The sequence below is a fragment of the Massilia sp. ZL223 genome (genome assembly GCF_018119395.1).
Lineage (GTDB): Bacteria > Pseudomonadota > Gammaproteobacteria > Burkholderiales > Burkholderiaceae_D > Telluria.
The window spans coordinates 14,050-32,936 of record NZ_JAGPWD010000036.1 but is presented as its reverse complement, the minus strand read 5'-3'; the positions used below and the strand labels follow the sequence as shown (position 1 = coordinate 32,936).

General features: G+C 62.1%; 14 protein-coding genes, 1 tRNA gene and 2 pseudogenes. 14 read left to right on the top strand and 3 right to left on the bottom strand.

Features of this window, described 5'->3' with window-relative positions:
* Positions 1–26: 26 nt before the first annotated feature.
* Positions 27–635: a peptidylprolyl isomerase gene (locus tag KBW95_RS19445; protein WP_211529114.1), complete on the bottom strand. Its 609-nt coding sequence runs from the start codon at positions 633–635 to the stop codon at positions 27–29.
* 234 nt (positions 636–869) lie between these two features.
* On the opposite strand from KBW95_RS19445, the gene cysS reads away from it, so the two are divergent.
* From cysS to KBW95_RS24760, 8 genes and pseudogenes are all read left to right on the top strand, one after another.
* On the top strand, positions 870–2,264 hold the full coding sequence (cysS, locus tag KBW95_RS19440; protein WP_211529113.1) for a cysteine--tRNA ligase: 1,395 nt from the start codon (positions 870–872) through the stop codon (positions 2,262–2,264).
* 92 nt (positions 2,265–2,356) lie between these two features.
* Entirely contained in the window at positions 2,357–2,989 is a 633-nt protein-coding gene (locus KBW95_RS19435; RefSeq protein ID WP_373888828.1) for a DNA-3-methyladenine glycosylase, read from the top strand.
* 58 nt (positions 2,990–3,047) lie between these two features.
* Positions 3,048–4,025, top strand: coding sequence for an acetyl-CoA carboxylase carboxyltransferase subunit alpha (locus KBW95_RS19430; protein WP_211523962.1), 978 nt, complete (start codon positions 3,048–3,050; stop codon positions 4,023–4,025).
* Positions 4,022–5,431 (top strand): tRNA lysidine(34) synthetase TilS, encoded by a 1,410-nt coding sequence (gene tilS / locus KBW95_RS19425; protein WP_211529111.1) that lies wholly within the window; start codon positions 4,022–4,024, stop codon positions 5,429–5,431. Before KBW95_RS19430 ends, tilS begins: the two co-directional genes overlap by 4 nt.
* Positions 5,432–5,579: 148 nt before the next feature.
* Positions 5,580–6,827 (top strand): aspartate kinase, encoded by a 1,248-nt coding sequence (locus KBW95_RS19420; RefSeq protein WP_211523964.1) that lies wholly within the window; start codon positions 5,580–5,582, stop codon positions 6,825–6,827.
* Between the two features lie 95 nt (positions 6,828–6,922).
* A tRNA-Ser gene (locus KBW95_RS19415) sits at positions 6,923–7,016 on the top strand.
* A gap of 245 nt (positions 7,017–7,261) precedes the next feature.
* Positions 7,262–7,404, top strand: a pseudogene (locus tag KBW95_RS24635) (ribonucleotide-diphosphate reductase subunit beta); the annotation flags it as partial.
* A pseudogene (locus KBW95_RS24760) lies at positions 7,404–7,532 on the top strand (ribonucleotide-diphosphate reductase subunit beta); the annotation flags it as partial. The pseudogenes KBW95_RS24635 and KBW95_RS24760, both read left to right, overlap by 1 nt.
* A 559-nt stretch (positions 7,533–8,091) precedes the next feature.
* Here the strand turns inward: KBW95_RS24760 and KBW95_RS19410 are convergent.
* Complete coding sequence (locus KBW95_RS19410; protein ID WP_211529110.1) at positions 8,092–8,529, bottom strand: very short patch repair endonuclease; 438 nt, start codon at positions 8,527–8,529, stop codon at positions 8,092–8,094.
* Positions 8,530–8,577: 48 nt separating this feature from the next.
* Between KBW95_RS19410 and KBW95_RS19405 the strand changes: the two genes are divergently transcribed.
* A complete protein-coding gene (locus tag KBW95_RS19405; RefSeq protein WP_229429891.1) occupies positions 8,578–10,257 on the top strand; it encodes a DNA cytosine methyltransferase in 1,680 nt (559 codons plus the stop codon).
* A 690-nt stretch (positions 10,258–10,947) separates the two neighbouring features.
* Here the strand turns inward: KBW95_RS19405 and KBW95_RS19400 are convergent.
* Positions 10,948–11,097 carry a hypothetical protein gene (locus KBW95_RS19400; protein ID WP_211529109.1) on the bottom strand — a complete coding sequence of 50 codons (150 nt, stop codon included), beginning with the start codon at positions 11,095–11,097 and terminating at the stop codon, positions 10,948–10,950.
* Between the two features lie 175 nt (positions 11,098–11,272).
* On the opposite strand from KBW95_RS19400, the gene KBW95_RS19395 reads away from it, so the two are divergent.
* Genes KBW95_RS19395 through KBW95_RS19375 form a run of 5 tightly spaced genes read left to right on the top strand, consistent with a single transcriptional unit; the run spans position 11,273 to position 18,720 of the window.
* Positions 11,273–14,080 (top strand): Z1 domain-containing protein, encoded by a 2,808-nt coding sequence (locus tag KBW95_RS19395; protein WP_211529108.1) that lies wholly within the window; start codon positions 11,273–11,275, stop codon positions 14,078–14,080.
* Positions 14,077–16,146, top strand: coding sequence for a hypothetical protein (locus tag KBW95_RS19390; protein WP_211529107.1), 2,070 nt, complete (start codon positions 14,077–14,079; stop codon positions 16,144–16,146). Before KBW95_RS19395 ends, KBW95_RS19390 begins: the two co-directional genes overlap by 4 nt.
* Complete coding sequence (locus KBW95_RS19385) at positions 16,143–17,117, top strand: hypothetical protein (RefSeq protein WP_211529106.1); 975 nt, start codon at positions 16,143–16,145, stop codon at positions 17,115–17,117. Before KBW95_RS19390 ends, KBW95_RS19385 begins: the two co-directional genes overlap by 4 nt.
* A complete protein-coding gene (locus KBW95_RS19380; protein ID WP_211529105.1) occupies positions 17,114–17,803 on the top strand; it encodes a hypothetical protein in 690 nt (229 codons plus the stop codon). Before KBW95_RS19385 ends, KBW95_RS19380 begins: the two co-directional genes overlap by 4 nt.
* A gap of 5 nt (positions 17,804–17,808) precedes the next feature.
* Complete coding sequence (locus KBW95_RS19375) at positions 17,809–18,720, top strand: PD-(D/E)XK motif protein (RefSeq protein ID WP_211529104.1); 912 nt, start codon at positions 17,809–17,811, stop codon at positions 18,718–18,720.
* The last annotated feature ends 167 nt before the right edge of the window (positions 18,721–18,887 follow it).

Below are 18,887 nucleotides of genomic sequence, written 5' to 3'. Positions count from 1 at the left end.
TTATTGTTGATGGTGTTCAGTGGGCGCTATTTTACAAGCTTGTCGCCCTTCAGGAGGGTGGCGGACTTAATGAAGATCGGGGTGACCGGCACGTTTTCCATGCCGCGCACGTCGTCCACCACCACGGCCTTGATCTTGTCGACCACTTCCTGGCCCTTTACGACCTTGCCGAACACGGTGTAGCCGGAGCCGTTCACGTTCGGGAAGTCGATGCCGGAGTTGTCGGCCACGTTGATGAAGAACTGCGAGGTGGCGCTGTCCGGATGGTTCTCGCGCGCCATCGCGATCGTGTACGGCTTGTTCGACAAGCCGTTATCCGATTCGTTCTTGACCGGCTTGCGGGTATGGCGGCCCTCGAACTTCTCGTTCATGCCCCCGCCCTGGATCATGAAGCCGTCGATCACGCGGTGAAAGATCGTGCCCTTGTAAAAGCCCGATTTCACATAGGCCAGGAAATTGGCGACGTTCTTGGGAGCTTTTTCCTGGTCGAGCTCGACGACGATCTCGCCCATGCTGGTCTTGATCGAGACCTGGGGCAGGTCGGCGGCCAGGGCCGCGCCGCTCAGGAGCAGGGCGCCGGCGGCGGCGGCGAAACTGGCGAGGATGGAACGGCGGGACGTCTTCAACGTGGTCATCTGGCTTCCTCTGATGGACATGGCGCAAAGTGCTGTCAAGGGTTTACCCGAAAATAAAGCTGGGCCATATGCGGCCAGACGGGATTTTATCAATGCTATACTTTGTGCAGAACGACCCATTCTATCAAATAAGAACAACACCGAGGATACAGACGAACCCGACACTGGCCGCCAGGCTTTGCCCTTGGCGGCTATTGCTTTGCCGGTCCGACTTCCTCCCGGAACCAGATTTCAATGAGCCAACTCAAGATTTACAACACGCTCGCGCGTGACAAGCAGGTGTTCGTGCCCAAGGTGGCAGGCAAGGTCGGCATGTATGTGTGCGGCATGACCATCTACGATTACTGCCACGTCGGCCACGCGCGAATGATGATGGCTTTCGACGTCGTCTACCGCTGGCTGCGGGCTTCCGGCTACGACGTCACCTATGTGCGCAACATTACTGACATCGATGACAAGATCATCAAGCGCGCGGTCGAGAACAACGAAACTATTCAAGCGCTGACCTCGCGCTTCGAGAAATACATGGACGAAGACACGGCCGCGCTGGGCATCCTGCCGCCGACCGTGGTGCCGCACGCCACCGCCTACGTCCCGCAGATGCTCGACATCATCGAGAAGCTCGAGCAGAAGGGCCTGGCCTACAAGAGCGAGGACGGCGACGTCAACTACGCCGTGCGCGGCTTCGACGGCTACGGCAAGCTATCCGGCAAGTCGCTCGACGACCTGCGCGCCGGCGAGCGCGTCGACGTCAGCGGCGGCAAGCGCGACCCGCTCGACTTCGTCCTGTGGAAGGCCGCCAAGGAATCCGAACCCGAGGAAGCCAAGTGGGATTCGAAATGGGGCAGGGGCCGTCCGGGCTGGCACATCGAGTGCTCGGCCATGTCCTGCGCCACCCTGGGCGAACACTTCGACATCCACGGCGGCGGCGCCGACCTGCAGTTCCCGCACCACGAGAACGAGATCGCCCAGTCCGAAGGCGCCTTCGGCGGCACCATGGTCAACTACTGGGTCCACAACGGTTTCGTGCGCGTGGATAACGAGAAGATGTCCAAGTCGCTGGGCAACTTCTTCACGATCCGCGACGTGCTCAAGAAGTACGACGCCGAAGTGATCCGCTTCTTCATCCTGCGCGCCCACTACCGCAGCCCGCTGAACTATTCCGACGTCCACATCGACGACGCCAAGGGCGCCCTGAGCCGCCTGTACACGGCGCTGGCCGATGTCGACCTGGGCAGCGAAGCGCCGGCCGTCAACTGGGACGAAGAGCACGCCGTGCGCTTCCGCGAAGCCATGGATGACGACTTCAATACCCCGCTGGCCGTGGCCGAGCTGTTCGACCTGGCCAGTGAAGTCAACCGCACCAAGTCCGTGGAGACCGCGCGCCAGCTGAAGGCCCTGGCCGGCGTGCTGGGCCTGCTCGAGCGCACTCCCCAGGCCTTCCTGCAGTCGGGCGGCCAGGAACAGGGCGGCCTCGACGAAGCCGCGATCCTGGACGCCATCGCCCGCCGCGCCGACGCCAAGAAGGCGCGCAACTTTGCCGAAGCGGACAAGATCCGCGCCGAACTGACTGCTGCCGGGATCATCCTGGAAGACAAGCCGGACGGAACGGGCTGGCGCCGCGCGTAATGGCAGCGAACAAGGACAAGGCGGGCGTGGCCACGCCAGGGGCAGCCGTTGCCGACTCGGGGTCGGCCGACTCAGCGGGAGCCGCGTCCGACATGCTGTCGGTGCCCGCCTACTGGGCCGAGGCCAAGCTGGAGCTGATGCAGCGCGACCGCATCATGAACAAGCTGATTCCCCAGTTCGGCGACCTCCACCTGCGCGGCCACCCCGACCCCTTCACCACGCTGGCGCGCTCGATCGTGGGCCAGCAGGTGACGCCCAAGGCCGCCGATGCGGCCTGGGACAAGCTGCTCGTCCTGTGTCCGAAACTCTCGCCCAGCCAGGTCATCAAGGTGGGCGCGGCCCAGCTGGCCGGCTGCGGCCTGTCCAAGCGCAAGACCGAATACATCCTCGACCTGGCCGACCATTTCAAGGCCAAGCGGGTCCATGCCGACCTCTGGTCGCAGATGGACGACGAGGCCGTCATCGCCGAGCTGGTCCGGATCCGCGGCATTACGCGCTGGACAGCGGAGATGTTTTTGATATTTAATCTGCTCCGGCCGAACGTCCTGCCCCTCGACGACCCCGGCCTGATCCAGGGCATCAGCCAGAATTACTTCTCGGGCGAGCCGGTGTCGCGCAGCGATGCGCGCGAGGTATCGGCCAATTGGGAGCCCTGGCGAACAGTTGCTACATGGTATTTATGGCGCAGCCTCGACCCAGTATCTGGGGCGGGTACGGTAAAATAGCGCCCAGACTTGCCGCGCGCACGGAAACGCAGCGGCCACGAAATAATCCGGAGGTACAATGACTAAAACAACTTTCCTCAATTTTGAGCAGCCTATCGCCGAGCTGGATTCCAAGATTGAAGAGCTGCGGTTCGTGCAAGACGATTCCGCCGTCGACATCTCCGAAGAGATCGACCGCCTGGCCAAGAAGAGCCAGCAGCTGACCAAGGACATCTACGCCAAGCTGACCCCATGGCAAGTTTCGCAGATCGCGCGCCACCCGCAGCGTCCGTACACCATGGACTACGTGAACGCGATCTTCACCGACTTCCACGAACTGCACGGCGACCGCACCTTCGCGGACGACCAGTCGATCATCGGCGGCCTGGCCCGTTTCAACGGCCAGCCCTGCATGGTGATCGGGCACCAGAAGGGCCGCGACACCAAGGAGCGCGCGATGCGCAACTTCGGCATGCCGCGTCCGGAAGGCTACCGCAAGGCCATGCGCCTGATGAAGCTGGCCGAGAAATTCGGCCTGCCGATCTTCACCTTCGTCGATACCCCGGGCGCTTTCCCGGGCATCGACGCGGAAGAGCGCGGCCAGTCGGAAGCGATCGGCCACAACCTGTACGTCATGGCCGAGCTGAAAGTGCCGCTGATCGCCACCATCATCGGTGAAGGCGGTTCGGGCGGCGCGCTGGCGATCGCCGTCGGCGACGCGGTGCTGATGCTGCAATACTCGACCTATTCGGTGATCTCGCCGGAAGGCTGCGCCTCGATCCTGTGGAAGACCTCGGAGCGCGCCTCCGATGCGGCCGACGCCCTGGGCCTGACCGCGCACCGCCTCAAGGCCATCGGCCTGATCGACAAGATCGTCAACGAACCGCTGGGCGGCGCCCACCGCGACCCGGCCCAGATGGCCCAGCTGCTCAAGCGCGCCCTGGCCGACACCCTGCGCCAGTTCCAGGGCATGAAGACCAAGGACCTGCTCGAAGCCCGTCACCAGAAGCTGATGGCCTACGGCAAGTTCAAGGAAACCCTGCCGCGCGAAGAGTGAGTCGTTCCAAAGCCGGGGCCCTCCCGGCGGCATTTGCGCAGGCCCTCCACGGCCTGCGCACGCAGTATCCCTTTGCTTCCCTCGCAGTAGCCCTCAGCGGCGGACTCGATTCCATGGTCTTGCTGCGCCTTGCCCATGCCTGGGCGCGGGAAGAGGGCATGCCGCTGTTCGCCTTCCACGTCCATCACGGACTCAGCCGCAACGCCGACGACTGGCTCGTCCATTGCGAACGCGCCTGCGGGGAACTGGGCATCGCCTTCGACGTTCGCCGCGTCAATATCCCCAAGGACAAATCCGGCACGGAAGCCGCCGCGCGGAAGCTGCGCTACGCGGCCCTGGGCGAGATGTGCCGCGCGCATGGCGCCGGCGTCCTGCTGACCGCCCACCACCTCGACGACCAGGCCGAAACCGTGCTGCTGCAGCTGCTGCGCGGTTCCGGCCCGGCCGGCTTGTCGGGCATGGACGCCGCCAACCGCGCGCCCGGCCTGCTGGGCAGCGAGGAGCTGGTGATGGCGCGTCCGCTGCTGCCGCATGCGCGCGCGCAGCTGGAAGCGTATGCGTTTGAGGCGGGCCTGGCCTGGGTCGAGGACGAGTCGAACCTCGATCCGCGCTACGCCCGCAACGCCTTGCGCCACCAGGTGATGCCGGCGCTGGCAGCGAACTTTCCCGGCTTCCAGGACCGCATCGCCCGCAGCGCGGCGCACGCGGCCTCGGCCCAGCGCCTGCTCGACGAGCTCGCCGCCCAGGACCTAACCGCCAGCCTCGACGGCGATGCGCTCGACCTGGCGCGCATTGCCGGGCTGAGCCAGGACCGCATCCATAACCTGCTGCGCCACCTGTTCACGGTGCGCGGCCTCGCCATGCCCTCGACCGCCTGGCTGGGCGAGATGGTGGCCCAGCTGTTCTCGGCGCGCGAGGATGCGCAGCTGAAGGTGACCCATCCCGGCTGCCACATCCGCCGCCATCGCGGGAAGCTGCATATCACGCCGCGCCTGCCCGACCTGGACGGCATGCGCGATCCGGACGACATCGGCGTACTCCATCACGAAGGCGAGGCCTTCCGTTGGGCGGGCCAGGCGGCGATCGCTTTCCCGGCCTATGGCGGCGTCCTGCACATCGAGCCCGCCCAGCAGGGTTTCGACGCCGCCTGGCTGCGCAGCCAGGAGCTGACGATCGACTTCCGGCAGGGAGGCGAGCGCCTCAAGCCGGCCGCCAACCGTCCCACCCGCAGCCTCAAGGCCCACTTCCAGTCCCTCGGCGTGCCCGCCTGGGAGCGCGAGCGCCTGCCGGTAGTGAAGCGCGGCCTGGATCTGCTGTATGCGGCGGGAATCGGCATGGACTGCCATCACTTCGGACGGGAAGGGGCGCAGCTGGTCGCCCTGCGCTGGGAGTCGACGCCTGGCTAATGTATAGACAAATTTCTATGCGAAAACGGTATTACTTTATTTTCTTTTCGTATAGCTTTTTATCTTTACGAGCCTTGTGATGACGCGTTGCAGCATGCTAGAGTAAGGGTCCCCTTTGATCTTTCTACAAGCTGGAACCCTTCCCGATATGGCTTTAATTGTCCACAAATATGGCGGAACGTCGATGGGCTCGACGGAACGCATCAAGAATGTCGCGGCCCGCGTGGCCAAGTGGCATGACGCAGGTCACCAAATCGTTGTCGTCCCGTCCGCCATGTCGGGCGAGACCAACCGCCTGATTGCGCTGGCCAAAGAGATCATGCCGCAACCGGACCCGCGTGAACTGGACATGATTGCCTCGACCGGCGAGCAAGTCTCGGTCGGCCTGCTGGCCATGGCGCTGCTGGCGATCGGCAAGGATGCAGTCTCTTACACCGGCTGGCAAGCGGGCATCCGCACCGACTCGGCCTTCACCAAGGCGCGTATCCAGTCGATCGACGACACCCGCGTGCGCGGCGATCTGGATGCGGGCAAGATCGTGATCATCACGGGCTTCCAGGGCATGGACGAGGACGGCAACATCTCGACCCTGGGCCGCGGCGGTTCGGACACTTCGGCGGTGGCGATCGCGGCCGCGCTGAAGGCGGACGAATGCCTGATCTACACCGACGTGGACGGCGTATACACGACCGACCCGCGCGTGGTGACCGAGGCGCGCCGCCTGCAGAAGATCACCTTCGAGGAAATGCTCGAGCTGGCCTCGCTGGGCTCGAAGGTGCTGCAGACCCGCTCGGTGGAATTCGCCGGCAACTACCAGGTCCCGACGCGCGTGCTGTCGTCGCTGACCGACCCCCTGATGGACCTGGCCGAGGAAGCCAGCTCCGGTACCCTGATTTCGTTTGAGGAAGAGAGCAACATGGAACAAGCCGTCATCTCCGGCATCGCCTTCAATCGCGATGAAGCCAAGATCACCGTCCTGGGCGTCCCGGACAAGCCGGGCGTCGCCTTCCACATCCTGGGCCCGATCGCCGATGCCAACATCGAGGTCGACATGATCATACAGAACCAGTCGGTCGACGGTAAGACCGACTTCACCTTCACGGTCTCGCGCAACGACTACGTCAAGGCGATGAACGTGCTGGAAGGCCAGAAGGAATCGCTGGGCGCGACCAAGGTGATCGGCGACGCGAAAGTGTCGAAGGTCTCGGCCGTGGGCGTGGGCATGCGCAGCCACGTGGGCGTCGCTTCGCAGATGTTCCGCACCCTGTCGGAAGAGGGCATCAACATCCTCATGATCTCGACTTCGGAGATCAAGATTTCGGTGCTGATCGACGAGAAATACATGGAGCTGGCAGTGCGTGCACTCCATAAAGCATTTAATCTCGAGCAAGCTTAACAATTTTCAAAATTTTGGGCGTGCGTCCTTGACGCAAGACGCACCAGCCCTTAAGATGCGTGCACTCAGCGCTGACTGAAAGGTCGGAACTGATTGGAGGCGTGGCCGAGTGGCCGAAGGCACTTCCCTGCTAAGGAAGCATACGGGCTTAAACCTGTATCGTGGGTTCGAATCCCACCGCCTCCGCCAGGAAAAACTGTTTTAGGGAAACCTTTAACATTCATTAGACCCGCTAGCCATGGAGCTAGCGGGTCTTTTGTCTTTCTGGGGCTGGATTTGACATCAATATGAGTCCCGCCACAGGATTTGTACTGGTTGACTCTCTCTGCGGTGATCCGTCGCTGATGAGGGGCGCATAGCCAGTTGAGCGCAGACTTTGACGGTAGGTGCCGAGCTCTGCGGTGGTGCGACGTACAACGGTTACATCGCAGGAGGATAACTACCTAGCCGGCTACGCTAACCACTGGATGTAGCAGGAAGTGAACATGCAGCGCTACATTGAGATGTGGAAGAACCCGAACGGCCTGGTCTAGACCCGCGCCGCATCGTAAAGCGCAACCTGGGCTTCTTTGTGACGACACGCTGTTCCCGAACGAGGAAACCCGTTCCCGTGGATGAGCGAGATGATCGACCTGAAGAAGGAACGCAACTTTTTCGAAACCCGCGTGACCGAGTGCCAGACCGGTGGCGCTCAGCTGGGATTGATCGATCTTCAAACCGTGGACCAACAGACTTACTCAACTTAGTACGCTAGTTCATCTGTTGAGTGGAAAACTTCGGAATTACTAAGAGTATTGTCGATCGCGATTGGGATTGCCGACGAGCGCGGATCGGCTTTGTTTATGACTTACGTTAATTGGAGGGTACGCGATGGCTCGATTCAGCCTTGGGGCCCCAGATGGCCGAAGAGTGACAGATTATACCGTTGCGGGAGCGTCGATGACATCGAATCCGGGGCTTTGGTATGTCTGGGATTCCTTTGGCAAAGCCGGGCATTAACGGGCGGCATACGAGGTAATCTTGGGGGCTGGACTCCTCGTCGTCAATAGTTCTTCGTTTGGTTTGGTATGTGCCGCTAACATTTGCTATTGATCCGCTCTATCCCTAGATTTCGTTGGTGTCGTTTGCTCCGTCTACTGGGCGGGTTGACATGAATGGGATTGTTCATGGTAGCGATAGCAGTTGATGGGGACATGTGGGCGCGCATTGGCAGTGAGCGGCGTAGTCCGGCATTGACTCGGCTATGTTTTTCGATATTTGAAATTTAATGCTGATCGTGCAGGTTGGGTGGGAATAAGGAAATTTCTTCTACAAGCCGCACCAGCCTTTTTTCGGTCTCATGCCTGAGCTCGCATTCCCAGACGACAATCACGCGCCACCCGGCCGTACGCAGCATGCTTTCCTTGCGTGCGTCTCTTTCCATATTGGCATCGAACTTCCGCTGCCAGCGCTCAACATTGTTCGCCGGAGTTGTTGCATATTTGCATCCTACATGCCGATGCCAGAAGCATCCGTGAACGAGAATTGCGACGCGGTACTTAGGCAGCACGATGTCGGGCGAACCTGGCAGATCACGCGCGTGGAGGCGGTAGCGGAACCCTCGCGCATGAAGATATTTCCTAACGGTAATTTCCGGCCGGGTGTCCTTGGATCGGATACCCCTCATCATTCTTGACCGGGTTGCTGCATCGACTACATCCATTTTTCCTGGTATCCTGTCGCCCACCGCAAATTTATTAGCAAGGCAAAGTTGTTCATCGAACCGCAGTCCCGGTCCGCAACTCTGGACCACATTCCCGTAGTCGATCTCTTCGCGGGCCCTGGCGGGCTGGGCGAAGGATTTTCATCTGTCGATGGTGATCCGTTTCGGATAATTGTATCGGCAGAAATGAATTCGTCCGCGCACGCGACGCTTCGATTACGGGCGTTCTACCGTCTGCTTAAGCGCCAAGGTGGAAATGCGCTCGATTCCTACTACAAGTTCTGCAACGGTGAGTTGGAAGCCCCGCAGGACAGCGGCAACCAGAAAGTCTGGGATGAAGCAGAGCGCGAAGCGCGCCAGCTGGAGCTAGGAACGCAAGAGGGCAACGAGGAGCTCGATCAACGGATCAGTGCGCGCAAGCTTGGCCCGGCCGTGCCGTGGGTACTGATCGGCGGCCCCCCCTGTCAAGCGTATTCCGTCGTAGGGCGTGTCCGCAACCGTGGCAATGCCGAATACAAGCCGGAAGAGGATCAACGTCACTTCCTGTACAGAGAATACCTCCGCATCATTCAGAAATACCGACCTGCAGTCTTCGTGATGGAGAATGTGAAGGGAATTCTGACGGCTTCAGTGGGAGGCAAGAAGATCTTCGAGAGCATTCTGATGGACCTGTCCGATCCAGACAGGGCGATCGGACAGCCCGGAACGGGGGATGGTTACCGGATTTATTCCATGAGTTCCGCGACAAGCTTTTCGCGTGGCGATGACCCGCGACAGACCGATGTGCACGATTTTGTCATCAAGGCCGAAGAGCACGGCATTCCGCAAGCACGGCATCGAGTGATCTTGGTCGGCGTGCGCGAAGACATTACCCGTGCTCCGCGACAGCTGGACAAAAAGAAGGGACTGTCGGTTTACGACATCCTGCATCCTCTTCCCCGCGTGCGAAGCGGGCTCACGAAAGAGACGGATTCCAGCGAGCGCTGGGCCGATGTTGTCGCCGGTCATTTCGCGCGTATGGCGCGTGAGGTCGAGAAGCTTGAAGATCATCGTAAGCTTCATGCAGAGCTTAGGAAAGCGGCGACAAACGTCTTGCGTGGGCTCGGTACTGGTGCGCTTAGGCTCGGCCGGCAGGCCAGCGATGGCGACTCCTCGAAAGTGCTCGACGGCTGGTACCACGATTCGCGCTTGAAAGTCTGGTTGAACCATGAAGCACGCTCGCACATGAGTAGTGACCTGCAGCGCTATGCCTATGCTTCGGCTTATGCAAAGATTCATCTGCGGTCCCCGAAGGGACATGGCGAATTCGCCCTCGAAGGTCTGCGTCCGAATCACGAAAACTGGGAAACGGGCAAGTTTTCGGACCGATTCCGTGTTCAAGCCGGGCATCGCGTGTCGACCACAATTACCAGTCACATCTCCAAAGACGGTCATTATTTCATCCATTATGATCCGACCCAGTGCCGGAGCCTGACCGTAAGGGAAGCGGCGCGGTTGCAGACGTTCCCAGACAATTATTTTTTCCAAGGTAATCGGACTGAGCAGTTCCATCAGGTCGGTAATGCAGTCCCTCCGTTGCTGGCGAAGCAGATCGCCGACCGTGTATTTGCGCTGCTGACTCCGAACAGCAGTGCGGAATCTCACGACGAGGCAGAGCATCGCGGTCAAGGTCAAATACAGGACCATTTCATTTTTCCAACAGATTCTAAAAATTGCGTGAGGTCGTGATTATTCACGAGTTTTATTGAATAGCAAAAGCGGATAATCCTTGGCTATAGATTACTTTTCCTTTATTCAATATCATTTAGTAATCCGATGATAGTACCGCGCTGACCGGTAATCCATTTCCTTATTCCTTGCCCCTATCTGGTGCGCTATGCTGGCCATAGTGCAGGCCAGGCCGAAGCTTGGCGCGCTTTTCCGACTAGCCATTAGATCCTACGCGTCGGACGACATCGCGCTCCTCGTTTGGCGCGGCGAATGCGTCAGCGGCCACAATGGTGCCGGGCTCACGCCGCTGATGCTTAGCGCAATCCACAATCAGCTCGACGTGTCTCGAGCTGCTCGATGCAGGTGCTTATCCTCCTCTGTTGAGTTTGGAGGGGCCTGCTGCCAGCGAACTGGCTCTCGCACACGGTCACGTTGCGATTGCAAACCTGTTCGTTCCCAACACTAGCCCGGGGCCAAAGGCCGGTTTTAATTTAGGCTAGAGATCCGAGTCCTGGCCGCAATAGCCGATGTGGACGGGCGGCATCCTGGCTCAGCTGTGCTCGCGGCCACTGTCGGTGTCTAGGCGCAGCACGTAATCAATGATTTGCCGGCAGACGTCGGCCAATGCGTGACGACAGCATTTGTCGCATGAACAATTATGCTGGTGAAACCGACGAGAGTCGAAGACTAGCAGACTTCGCCATGTGCCTACTCTGTTGTATTGCCATCATTATATGTTGCCTGATTGCCTAAGATGTTCCAAAATGAAATATGCTGTGAGCAGTTGTCAGTTTGATCCACCAGTCTTTCGTCTTTGTAAATACGTTTTTGAGCATCGCATATGTGCAGATCCTTCATGCGGCCGTCCTGATGCTGTGTTCCACGCACGGTGGCTGCTGTCACAAAAGTATGCGACTGCACCAGCCTGTTGACCGGTCCAATCCGGCACCGCCTAGGTGAGGGTGGCTCCGCTGGTCATGTAACTAACAACCGCTTATCCCTTCGCATCGCAATCCTTCCCGTACAGGTCACTATGCCCGATTCCATTACCGATCCGAAATTTGATCCCTGCCGTGCGTTCGTCGAACGAAGCCGCCGCAACGGCAAGAGCTGGGATTTCTTGATGACCCTAAACCGTACTCCCGAGAAGCTCGACGCATGGTTTGTCGACCAAGAGGATATGGAATCGTGGCCATCGCTCGGCACTACGCCTTCGGCGCGGCACCAGATGTGGCTGGACATTGTGGCAGGCAAGAGGGCGGCGGAAGAAAGGTCGGTCGCGGCCACACGTCCGCTTGTCATCGTCGGGGCCGAGGAATCCGAGCCGGACATCAGGATCCCCGAAAGTCTTGAGACAGCCTGGCAGCTGTACCGTGGTCACCTGGAAGGACAAGGCTGGAAGAGGGAAGCCGTGGACAACATCGAATCCTCGGCCCTGCATATCCTGCGGCGCATGCGGCGGAACACGATGGGCAGGAAGCCGGTGAAGGGACTGGTGGTCGGCCATGTCCAGTCAGGAAAAACCGCTAATATGGCCGGCCTGATTTCCATGGCGGCCGATTACCGTTGGAATCTGTTCATTGTTCTAAGCGGCACGCTCGAGAACCTGCGGGTCCAGACACGCAACCGTCTGGTCAGGGACCTCTATCACCAAGGTAATCTCAGCTGGCAGGCCATCGAACATCCGTCGGTATCCAAGCCCGTCGGCGAGCGCGCGCAGGACATGCAGTTCCAGCAGGGTTCCAACGACCGTCACCTCATCGTCAGCCTGAAAAACGCGTCCCGTCTGGAGGCACTGATCGGGTGGATCACGAAGCACAGACAGTGCATGGGTCAGATGCGCATCGTGATCATCGACGACGAAGCCGACCAGGGCGGCATCAACACGGCAAATGTTTCGAAGGAGGAACGCTCGAAGATCAATGGTCTGATCGTCCAGCTGGTCAACCTGCCGGTGCAGAGCGTCAATTACGTTGCCTACACCGCGACACCGGCGGCAAACTTTCTCAACGAAGGGCCCGGTGACTCGCTGTACCCGGAAGATTTCATTGTGGCGCTGCAGCAGGCCGACGAGCATTTCGGCCCCGTCCAAATCTTTGGTCTCCCGGCAGCAGACAAACCACCTCTGGGCATCGTGCGCGAGGTCGGCAGTGAGGACCTGCAGGTGCTCGACGCGCTGCACAAGGATGAAAGCGATATCCTGCCGGACAGCCTGGAGGAGGCAGTTCTCTGGTTCCTCTGCTGTGTCGCCGCGATGCGCCACCAAGGCTTTCGCAAGCCGATCAGCATGCTGATCCACACCAGCGCGGCGCAGCAGCATCACGCCAGCGTGGAGACCGCACTGCGCGCCTTCCTCAGCAGGTATACGCACGACCTGCCTGGTCTTGTCGCGCGCTGCGCCGCAGTATGGGAGGCGCGTACCGCCGATCTCGACCGCGAGACTTTTGCCGAACGTTTCCCGACGTACGGGGCACTGGCGGACCTGCGCGACTATCCGGCGTTCGCCGCCTTCGCCGCGGAGTTGTCCGCGCTGATTTCGACAGTCACCGCCATCCAGCTCAGCGAGGATTACGAGCGACGCTACCATGAAGGCATCCACGTCTGTGTTGACAACTGCGCCAACAACAACATCACCGACGAGAACGAGATCCGGCGCCTGTTCTATCCGGACCCGGACCATTCGCAAGTGCCCGACACCGCGACAGCCTTCATTGTCATTGGCGGCGGTACCCTGTCGCGGGGCCTGACTATCGAAAATCTAGTCAGTACTTTCTTCCTGCGTGCATCCGCGCAGGCCGACTCGCTGATGCAGATGGGACGCTGGTTTGGATACCGCAAGGGCTACGAACTGCTGCCGCGCATCTGGATGCCGGAGGCGACCCGTGAAAAGTTCGAGTTCATGACCGCTGCCGAAGAGGACCTGCGCGACGACCTGCAGCGCTTCATGTACCGTGGGGCGCGCCCTGCCGAATTCGGACCGCGTGTCCGTGTGCATCCGACCATGTCGTGGCTGCGCCCGACAGCGCGGAACCGCATGCAGAGCACGATTACCGCGGATTACGATTTTTCCGGCGTGAACCGGCAGACGACGCTGTTCCATGCCGGTGCCGGCGCTGCCGCCATTCACCAGCAGAACCGCATTCACACCGAGGCTTTCCTCGCCGCTGCGGGCATACCCGGCAAAGGGCAGGGGAACAGTCTAGTCTGGCGTGGCGTTGACGTCGGAATGGTTACCGGCTTCCTGCAGGAATTCGTGTTTCATCCTGGCAGCCAGTTCTTCTCCGAAATCGGACCGTTCCTCGAATGGCTCAAAAGTCAGGCGGTCGAGACCGGTTACGGCGAGTGGAACGTGGTCGTTGCGGGCAGCACCCCGGGCGCTGGCCGGGACTGGCAGCTGCCGGGTGGCGCGGTGGGCATGGTGTCGCGCAGCCGCGTCCTTCCCGAACGTGGCGACGGCGCGGTCTCGATCGGCGCGCTGCGCGACCCGCGCGACCTGCTCGCGGACGCTGGTCCGGAAGCCGAGGGTGAACTGAAACGCACCCTGAACAACATCGAGGTTGACCGGCTACGCGATGAGCGTGGCGTCGGCGGCATCCCCCAGCTGCTCCTGTATCTCATCAACAAGGACAGTGAAGCCCGGGCTGGCGGAACTGTGCCGGAGAGCGGACGCACGCGCGGCGACCTGAAGGCGGACGAGGATATCGTGGGCATCAGCCTGTGGTTGCCGGGCGTGAGGGACCGCTCGAAAAGCTACGCGAAACGTCTTACCGTACGCATCCGTCCGGCACTGCTTGCGGACGACGATGACCTGCCCGGTACCGGCGAGGAGCCTGGTGCATGAGGTATTACGGACTGCAGCTCCAGCCCATGCAGGAATCGGGCGCGTTCCTGCTGCGCGCCATGCAGAACGAGCACATGCCACGCCTTGACCTGCTTGTTCGTGAATCCGTACAGAACGCCTTGGATGCCGCAAGTGACATGCGACTTGGGGGCGAGGTCAGGGTCGCCTTCCAGGTGAAGACGCATGCCACAGGATCGGTCGCATCGGTATTCGCCGACGGCCTCAACCTCGAGGTACTGCGTGCACGCTACCCGAGCGGCGGAAAACTGCTGGAAATCCGCGATACCCTGACCGATGGACTCACCGGGCCGCTGTCCTTTGACGAGATTGGCGCGGACGGGGATCACGGCAACCTGCTCAAGCTCGTCTTTGAGATCGGCCGGACCCGCAGCGATGATAGCGCGGGTGGTTCCTGGGGGCTGGGCAAGACCTGCTACTTCCGCATGGGCGCGGGTCTGGTCATCTACTACAGCCGTGTCCGGCATGGCGACGGTTACCAAGAGCGTTTGGTCGCCGGTCTGGTGGAGGACGAGACCAGACCAGACCGGCTGCAGCGCGATACGCGGACCGGGATCGGTTGGTGGGGTGGTGGCGATGACTCCGGACCACGGCCGATCACGCGGACCTTCGAGGTGCGGCACGTACTTGGCATGCTTGGTATCTCGCCATTCGCGGATACCGAGACCGGCACGGCGATCATCATCCCGTTCCTGCGCGACGACCTGGTGCCGGCCGCGGAACATGACGAGGATGGCGCTCCTCTGCGCCGGCCGTCCTGGTGCAGCAGCTACGAGTCGTACATCAAAGTTGCGCTGGCGCGCTGGTTTTGCGCAAGGCTGGACAACCCGCTGTTCGCCACCGGCCCGCGTCTGACCGCGGAGGTCAACGGCACGCCCATCCGGCGCCGTGACATGCTTCCGGTGTTTCAGGCTGCGCAGGCGCTGTACAACCGGGCGGTTCACGGCAGTCCGGGGCAGAGCGACTATCTTGAAAGCGTGAATGTCGCTGCGGACGCAGTCCTGCACAGGGCCGTGGCACCGCGCGCCATCCTCGCCGGCGCGGGGCCGGCAGGTCACGTTGCAGCCGCGCTGCTCACGGCTGAACAACTCGGCATGAGTGAACCGGAAAACCGTCCCGACCCCAGCATGTGCGTGTTCGGCCGCTCCGATACCACGCCGCCCTACCGGCCATTGGTCACATTCATGCGCAGGCCTGGCATGTGCGTGTGCTGGGAAGACAGCACCGAAAGTCGGGGCTGGGCGGGTGGCCTGGCAGGGGTGCCGGACAACCGTTACCTCGTTGCCGTGTTTGTCCCGTTGCACAACCGCGTGCTGGCCCCTGGCGACAGGCGCGCTCAGGCGGCCGCGCCCGTCACGCTCGAGGCCTATCTGCGCAGCTGCGAGCGGGCCGATCACGCGGCCTGGCATGACGTCAGCGGGTACAGGGTCATCGAACGGATCCGTTCGAACTGCGGCAGGATCCTGCGTGAGTTCGGCAGCCGGGCCGCGCCTGCAACGACCGTCGCCCCTGCAATCCGGATGGCGCGCAATCTGGCAGATCTCGTACTGCCGGAGCGCGGTATGGGCATGGATGGACGCACGGGCAGGCCAACCCCGCCGGGGCCGTCGCCAGACAAAGGCGGGGGCGGACGTGGCCGGGCAGGCCCGTCCACACCCGCGCTCGATGTGCTGGACGTCCGCTACGCAGCGCATGGTATGGAGGTTCACTGGTCGCTGGTCTGGGGGGCCATGAATCCCCAGGCGGTGCGCCAGATCACGCTGCAGGTGGATTCCGAAAGCGGGCCGATTGCAATGCAGGACTGGCAGGGCGACGGCCTGGGTACCTTCCCGTTCCGTGTCGTCGGTGCCAGACTTGAGCCGGAAGTGGCGGCCACTGTCGGCATTGGAAGCGACGAGCAGGGCGGTGTCATGCTCCAGCTGAAGGGAGACAGGGCTCCCGTCACGGTCAGGGGTACCCTGAAAATCCGCTTCGCACCGGAGGCGGCGGGAACCCTGCGTCCGCTGCTTGCGGCCGGGCTCGCGGAGAGCGTGAGGGAGAACGCATGAGTACAGCGGTTCTGAGCGCCTGCCGCGTCCTGCCCGCGAACCTGCCAGAGGATTTCCGGCTGAAGATGCATCCCGTATTCGGATCCGCCAGCCTTGATCCCGGTGCACGCTATCTGGGTAGCGGCGAGTATTCGCTTGGCACCGACAGCGACTGGAACCCTGATCTGCACAACCTGACGGTGACCTGCACTCTCGGCAACGTGGCCGACCTCGAACCGCTCTTCGGACCAGGTGGTGTTGCCGCCGCCGATGCCGTGCTTTTGGTCGCGCTGGAGTGGACCTCCGCGGATTCCGGCTGGCGCCGGCTTGGTCCTCCGCTGCGCCTGACACGCGCAGGGCTGCCAGCCGCGGATGACGGGGTGACGCTGTCACTTGAACTGCCGCCTGGCAGTGTCCGTGGCACGGGAATGATTGCGGTGCAGCTGTTCATGGGGGAGCCCGGCAGCGCGGAAGTCGGCGATGCCGGCACGGTGCGCCAGAAGGGCGTGCGGCTGGGCGCCCTGTCCGGACTCCTGTGCGTGGTGATTGACGGGGACGGTTCACTGTTTCCGGTCCAGGAAGAGGAACTCGGGCGTGACGGTCCACTGTGGAAAATGCACACCGCATGGGATGACCCGAGGGAGGAACCGTTCGCGAGCGAATACGTCGCCCTCGTACTGAACCGTGATCACGAGCTGTTTGACCAGCTGCGCGACCGGCGTGCCGGACAGAACCGGCAGACGCCGCTGATGCGGCATGTGCTGGCCTCGTGGATCGCGCTTCTGGTGCACGAGGTCAGGACCGGGCTCGGCGAGGATTTTGACGGCATCGTGCGCCGCCAAGTCCCGACCGTCGACTTTGCCAGCATCGCCGAGGCTGCGGCGGCATTCGTGCGCGCAGGCGACCTTGATACCAGCTCGGCCCATGTCCTGTTCGCCTCGGTGCAGCAGTGGCTGGACCGCAGGGTCCGCGAAACGGAGGCCACGAAATGAAATGGTCGACACTGAACCCGGTCCTCGCGCGGCGCCGTTATGGCGAGATGGCTGCCGACCGCAGCTTTGTCCCGGCTGAACTGACGGCCGAATACGCCAGCCTGCGTGAACAGCTGCTGCAGGCGATTCCGCACTTCGACATGCGGCAGGATACCGGTGTCAGCAGGTATGACGTCGCGGCCGGGCTAGCGCTGTACCGCATTCTGGGCGCGGCCGGGCTGGATGTGCGCACTGCAGCCGACGACGGCGTCTGGCGCTTCCTCTCGCTGAAAGTCGTGCCCGACCTCGTGGCCGGGCGCTGGCCCCAGCTGCAGGAAGACCGGTTCTGGCGCGGCCGCAGCCGCATCTGGCTGCGAACGGTGTGGTGGCTGGTCCATCTCACCTGGCAGGGCTCCGCAGAAGCGACTGAGGCGATTCTGTCGGATGTGACGGCGGACACGATCGTCCAGCTGGTGGAGCGGCCCGGACGGGGCGGCTTCCGTATCGAGCTGACGCGCGCCCTGTTCCGCGAGCGCAGCCGCAGGAAGCTCTCCCAGACCGCTTTCCGGGCCCTGATGAAGCTCAACACGGCACGGGTGGTGGTCACCGAACCCACATTCTGTGACGGTGGCGTCGACGGCTACGTGGGAGAGCTGCATGCCTACATATTTGGCCGGGCCGGCAGGCCGCGGCAAACGGAAGGATGACGGGAATGGATGTACTTGAAGAGATCCGGCGCGGACTGGCAAACCTGGACGGCAGCGGGCGGATGCTGTCCCTGCGCGCGCTGCCTGCGAACGCGCCGGCCTGGGTGTTCCGCGAGGATGCCTCGTTCGGGGTTGCGGTCGGGCTGCCGGACGGGCCGGTGGTGGCCGAAGGGTTTGCGGGCGCGAGGCTGGTAACTGCCGACCGTGTCGTCGATGGCGTGTCGGGCCGCCTGCTGCGCCTCGAATCATCGATCGAAGCACTGCGCAACGAATTCGCCGTGGTCTGTGCGCAGATGGTGGCGCCGGGGCCGAATGGCGCCGCCCGCGCCGCGCTGGTGGCGGATCCCGCCGGCTGGTGGGAGCGCTGGCGTCATCTGCTGGGCAACGCGATGGTCAGCCAGACCAGCTACGGCACGCTGGCCGAGCTGCTCGCACTGGAGCGGCTGCATGCTCGCGGTGACGAGGTGGAGTGGCGCGGCCCGCTCGGTGGCTCGATTGACATCGTGACGCCGTCGGCCGGCTACGAGGTCAAGTCGACCGTCAGCCGCTACGATTCGCGGATCCATGTGTCCGGACAGTTCCAGCTGGCCCTGTCCGACACCAGACCGCTCAGTCTCCTGCACTTCCGTTTCGAGCCCACCGTGTCTGGAGAATCGATCAATTCGGTGTGCAGGCGCCTCGTGGCCGCAGGGTTTCCGGCCGCAACGCTTGAGGGTCTGCTCACGCGCTGTGGCCTCAAGGCCGGGTGCTCCGCCCGGAACGAAACGTTTACGCTCCTCGAGTCCCGGCTGTTCACGGTGGACGCGGCATTCCCGGGCATAACGCCAGCAAGTTTCGCGGGCGGCACGCTGCCTGCCGGGGTCGTGCACATCGAATACCAAGTCGATCTTTCCGGCCTGGCAAACCAGCCGTTCTGAACACTGCGGAAGTGCTGTGGCGGTGTACGGTCAGGCAGGAGCGCCCTGCAGTACCGCAATCCGGCCGGACGGAAAAGCCGTTCCGCCAAAGGCGCAGGTAGCGCGCAATCCCCTGTGAGGCGGCCGGTGACGATTCCTTTGTGACGCAGGCGTGCTTTGAATGTCAC

Excerpts from the sequence above, each read along its gene's own strand:
- KBW95_RS19445 (WP_211529114.1), bottom strand. The coding sequence starts at position 635 with ATGACCACGTTGAAGACGTCCCGCCGTTCCATCCTCGCCAGTTTCGCC.
- cysS (WP_211529113.1), top strand. The coding sequence starts at position 870 with ATGAGCCAACTCAAGATTTACAACACGCTCGCGCGTGACAAGCAGGTG.
- KBW95_RS19435 (WP_373888828.1), top strand. The coding sequence starts at position 2,357 with ATGCTGTCGGTGCCCGCCTACTGGGCCGAGGCCAAGCTGGAGCTGATG.
- KBW95_RS19430 (WP_211523962.1), top strand. The coding sequence starts at position 3,048 with ATGACTAAAACAACTTTCCTCAATTTTGAGCAGCCTATCGCCGAGCTG.
- KBW95_RS19420 (WP_211523964.1), top strand. The coding sequence starts at position 5,580 with ATGGCTTTAATTGTCCACAAATATGGCGGAACGTCGATGGGCTCGACG.
- KBW95_RS19410 (WP_211529110.1), bottom strand. The coding sequence starts at position 8,529 with ATGGATGTAGTCGATGCAGCAACCCGGTCAAGAATGATGAGGGGTATC.
- KBW95_RS19400 (WP_211529109.1), bottom strand. The coding sequence starts at position 11,097 with ATGAAGGATCTGCACATATGCGATGCTCAAAAACGTATTTACAAAGAC.
- KBW95_RS19395 (WP_211529108.1), top strand. The coding sequence starts at position 11,273 with ATGCCCGATTCCATTACCGATCCGAAATTTGATCCCTGCCGTGCGTTC.
- KBW95_RS19390 (WP_211529107.1), top strand. The coding sequence starts at position 14,077 with ATGAGGTATTACGGACTGCAGCTCCAGCCCATGCAGGAATCGGGCGCG.
- KBW95_RS19385 (WP_211529106.1), top strand. The coding sequence starts at position 16,143 with ATGAGTACAGCGGTTCTGAGCGCCTGCCGCGTCCTGCCCGCGAACCTG.
- KBW95_RS19380 (WP_211529105.1), top strand. The coding sequence starts at position 17,114 with ATGAAATGGTCGACACTGAACCCGGTCCTCGCGCGGCGCCGTTATGGC.
- KBW95_RS19375 (WP_211529104.1), top strand. The coding sequence starts at position 17,809 with ATGGATGTACTTGAAGAGATCCGGCGCGGACTGGCAAACCTGGACGGC.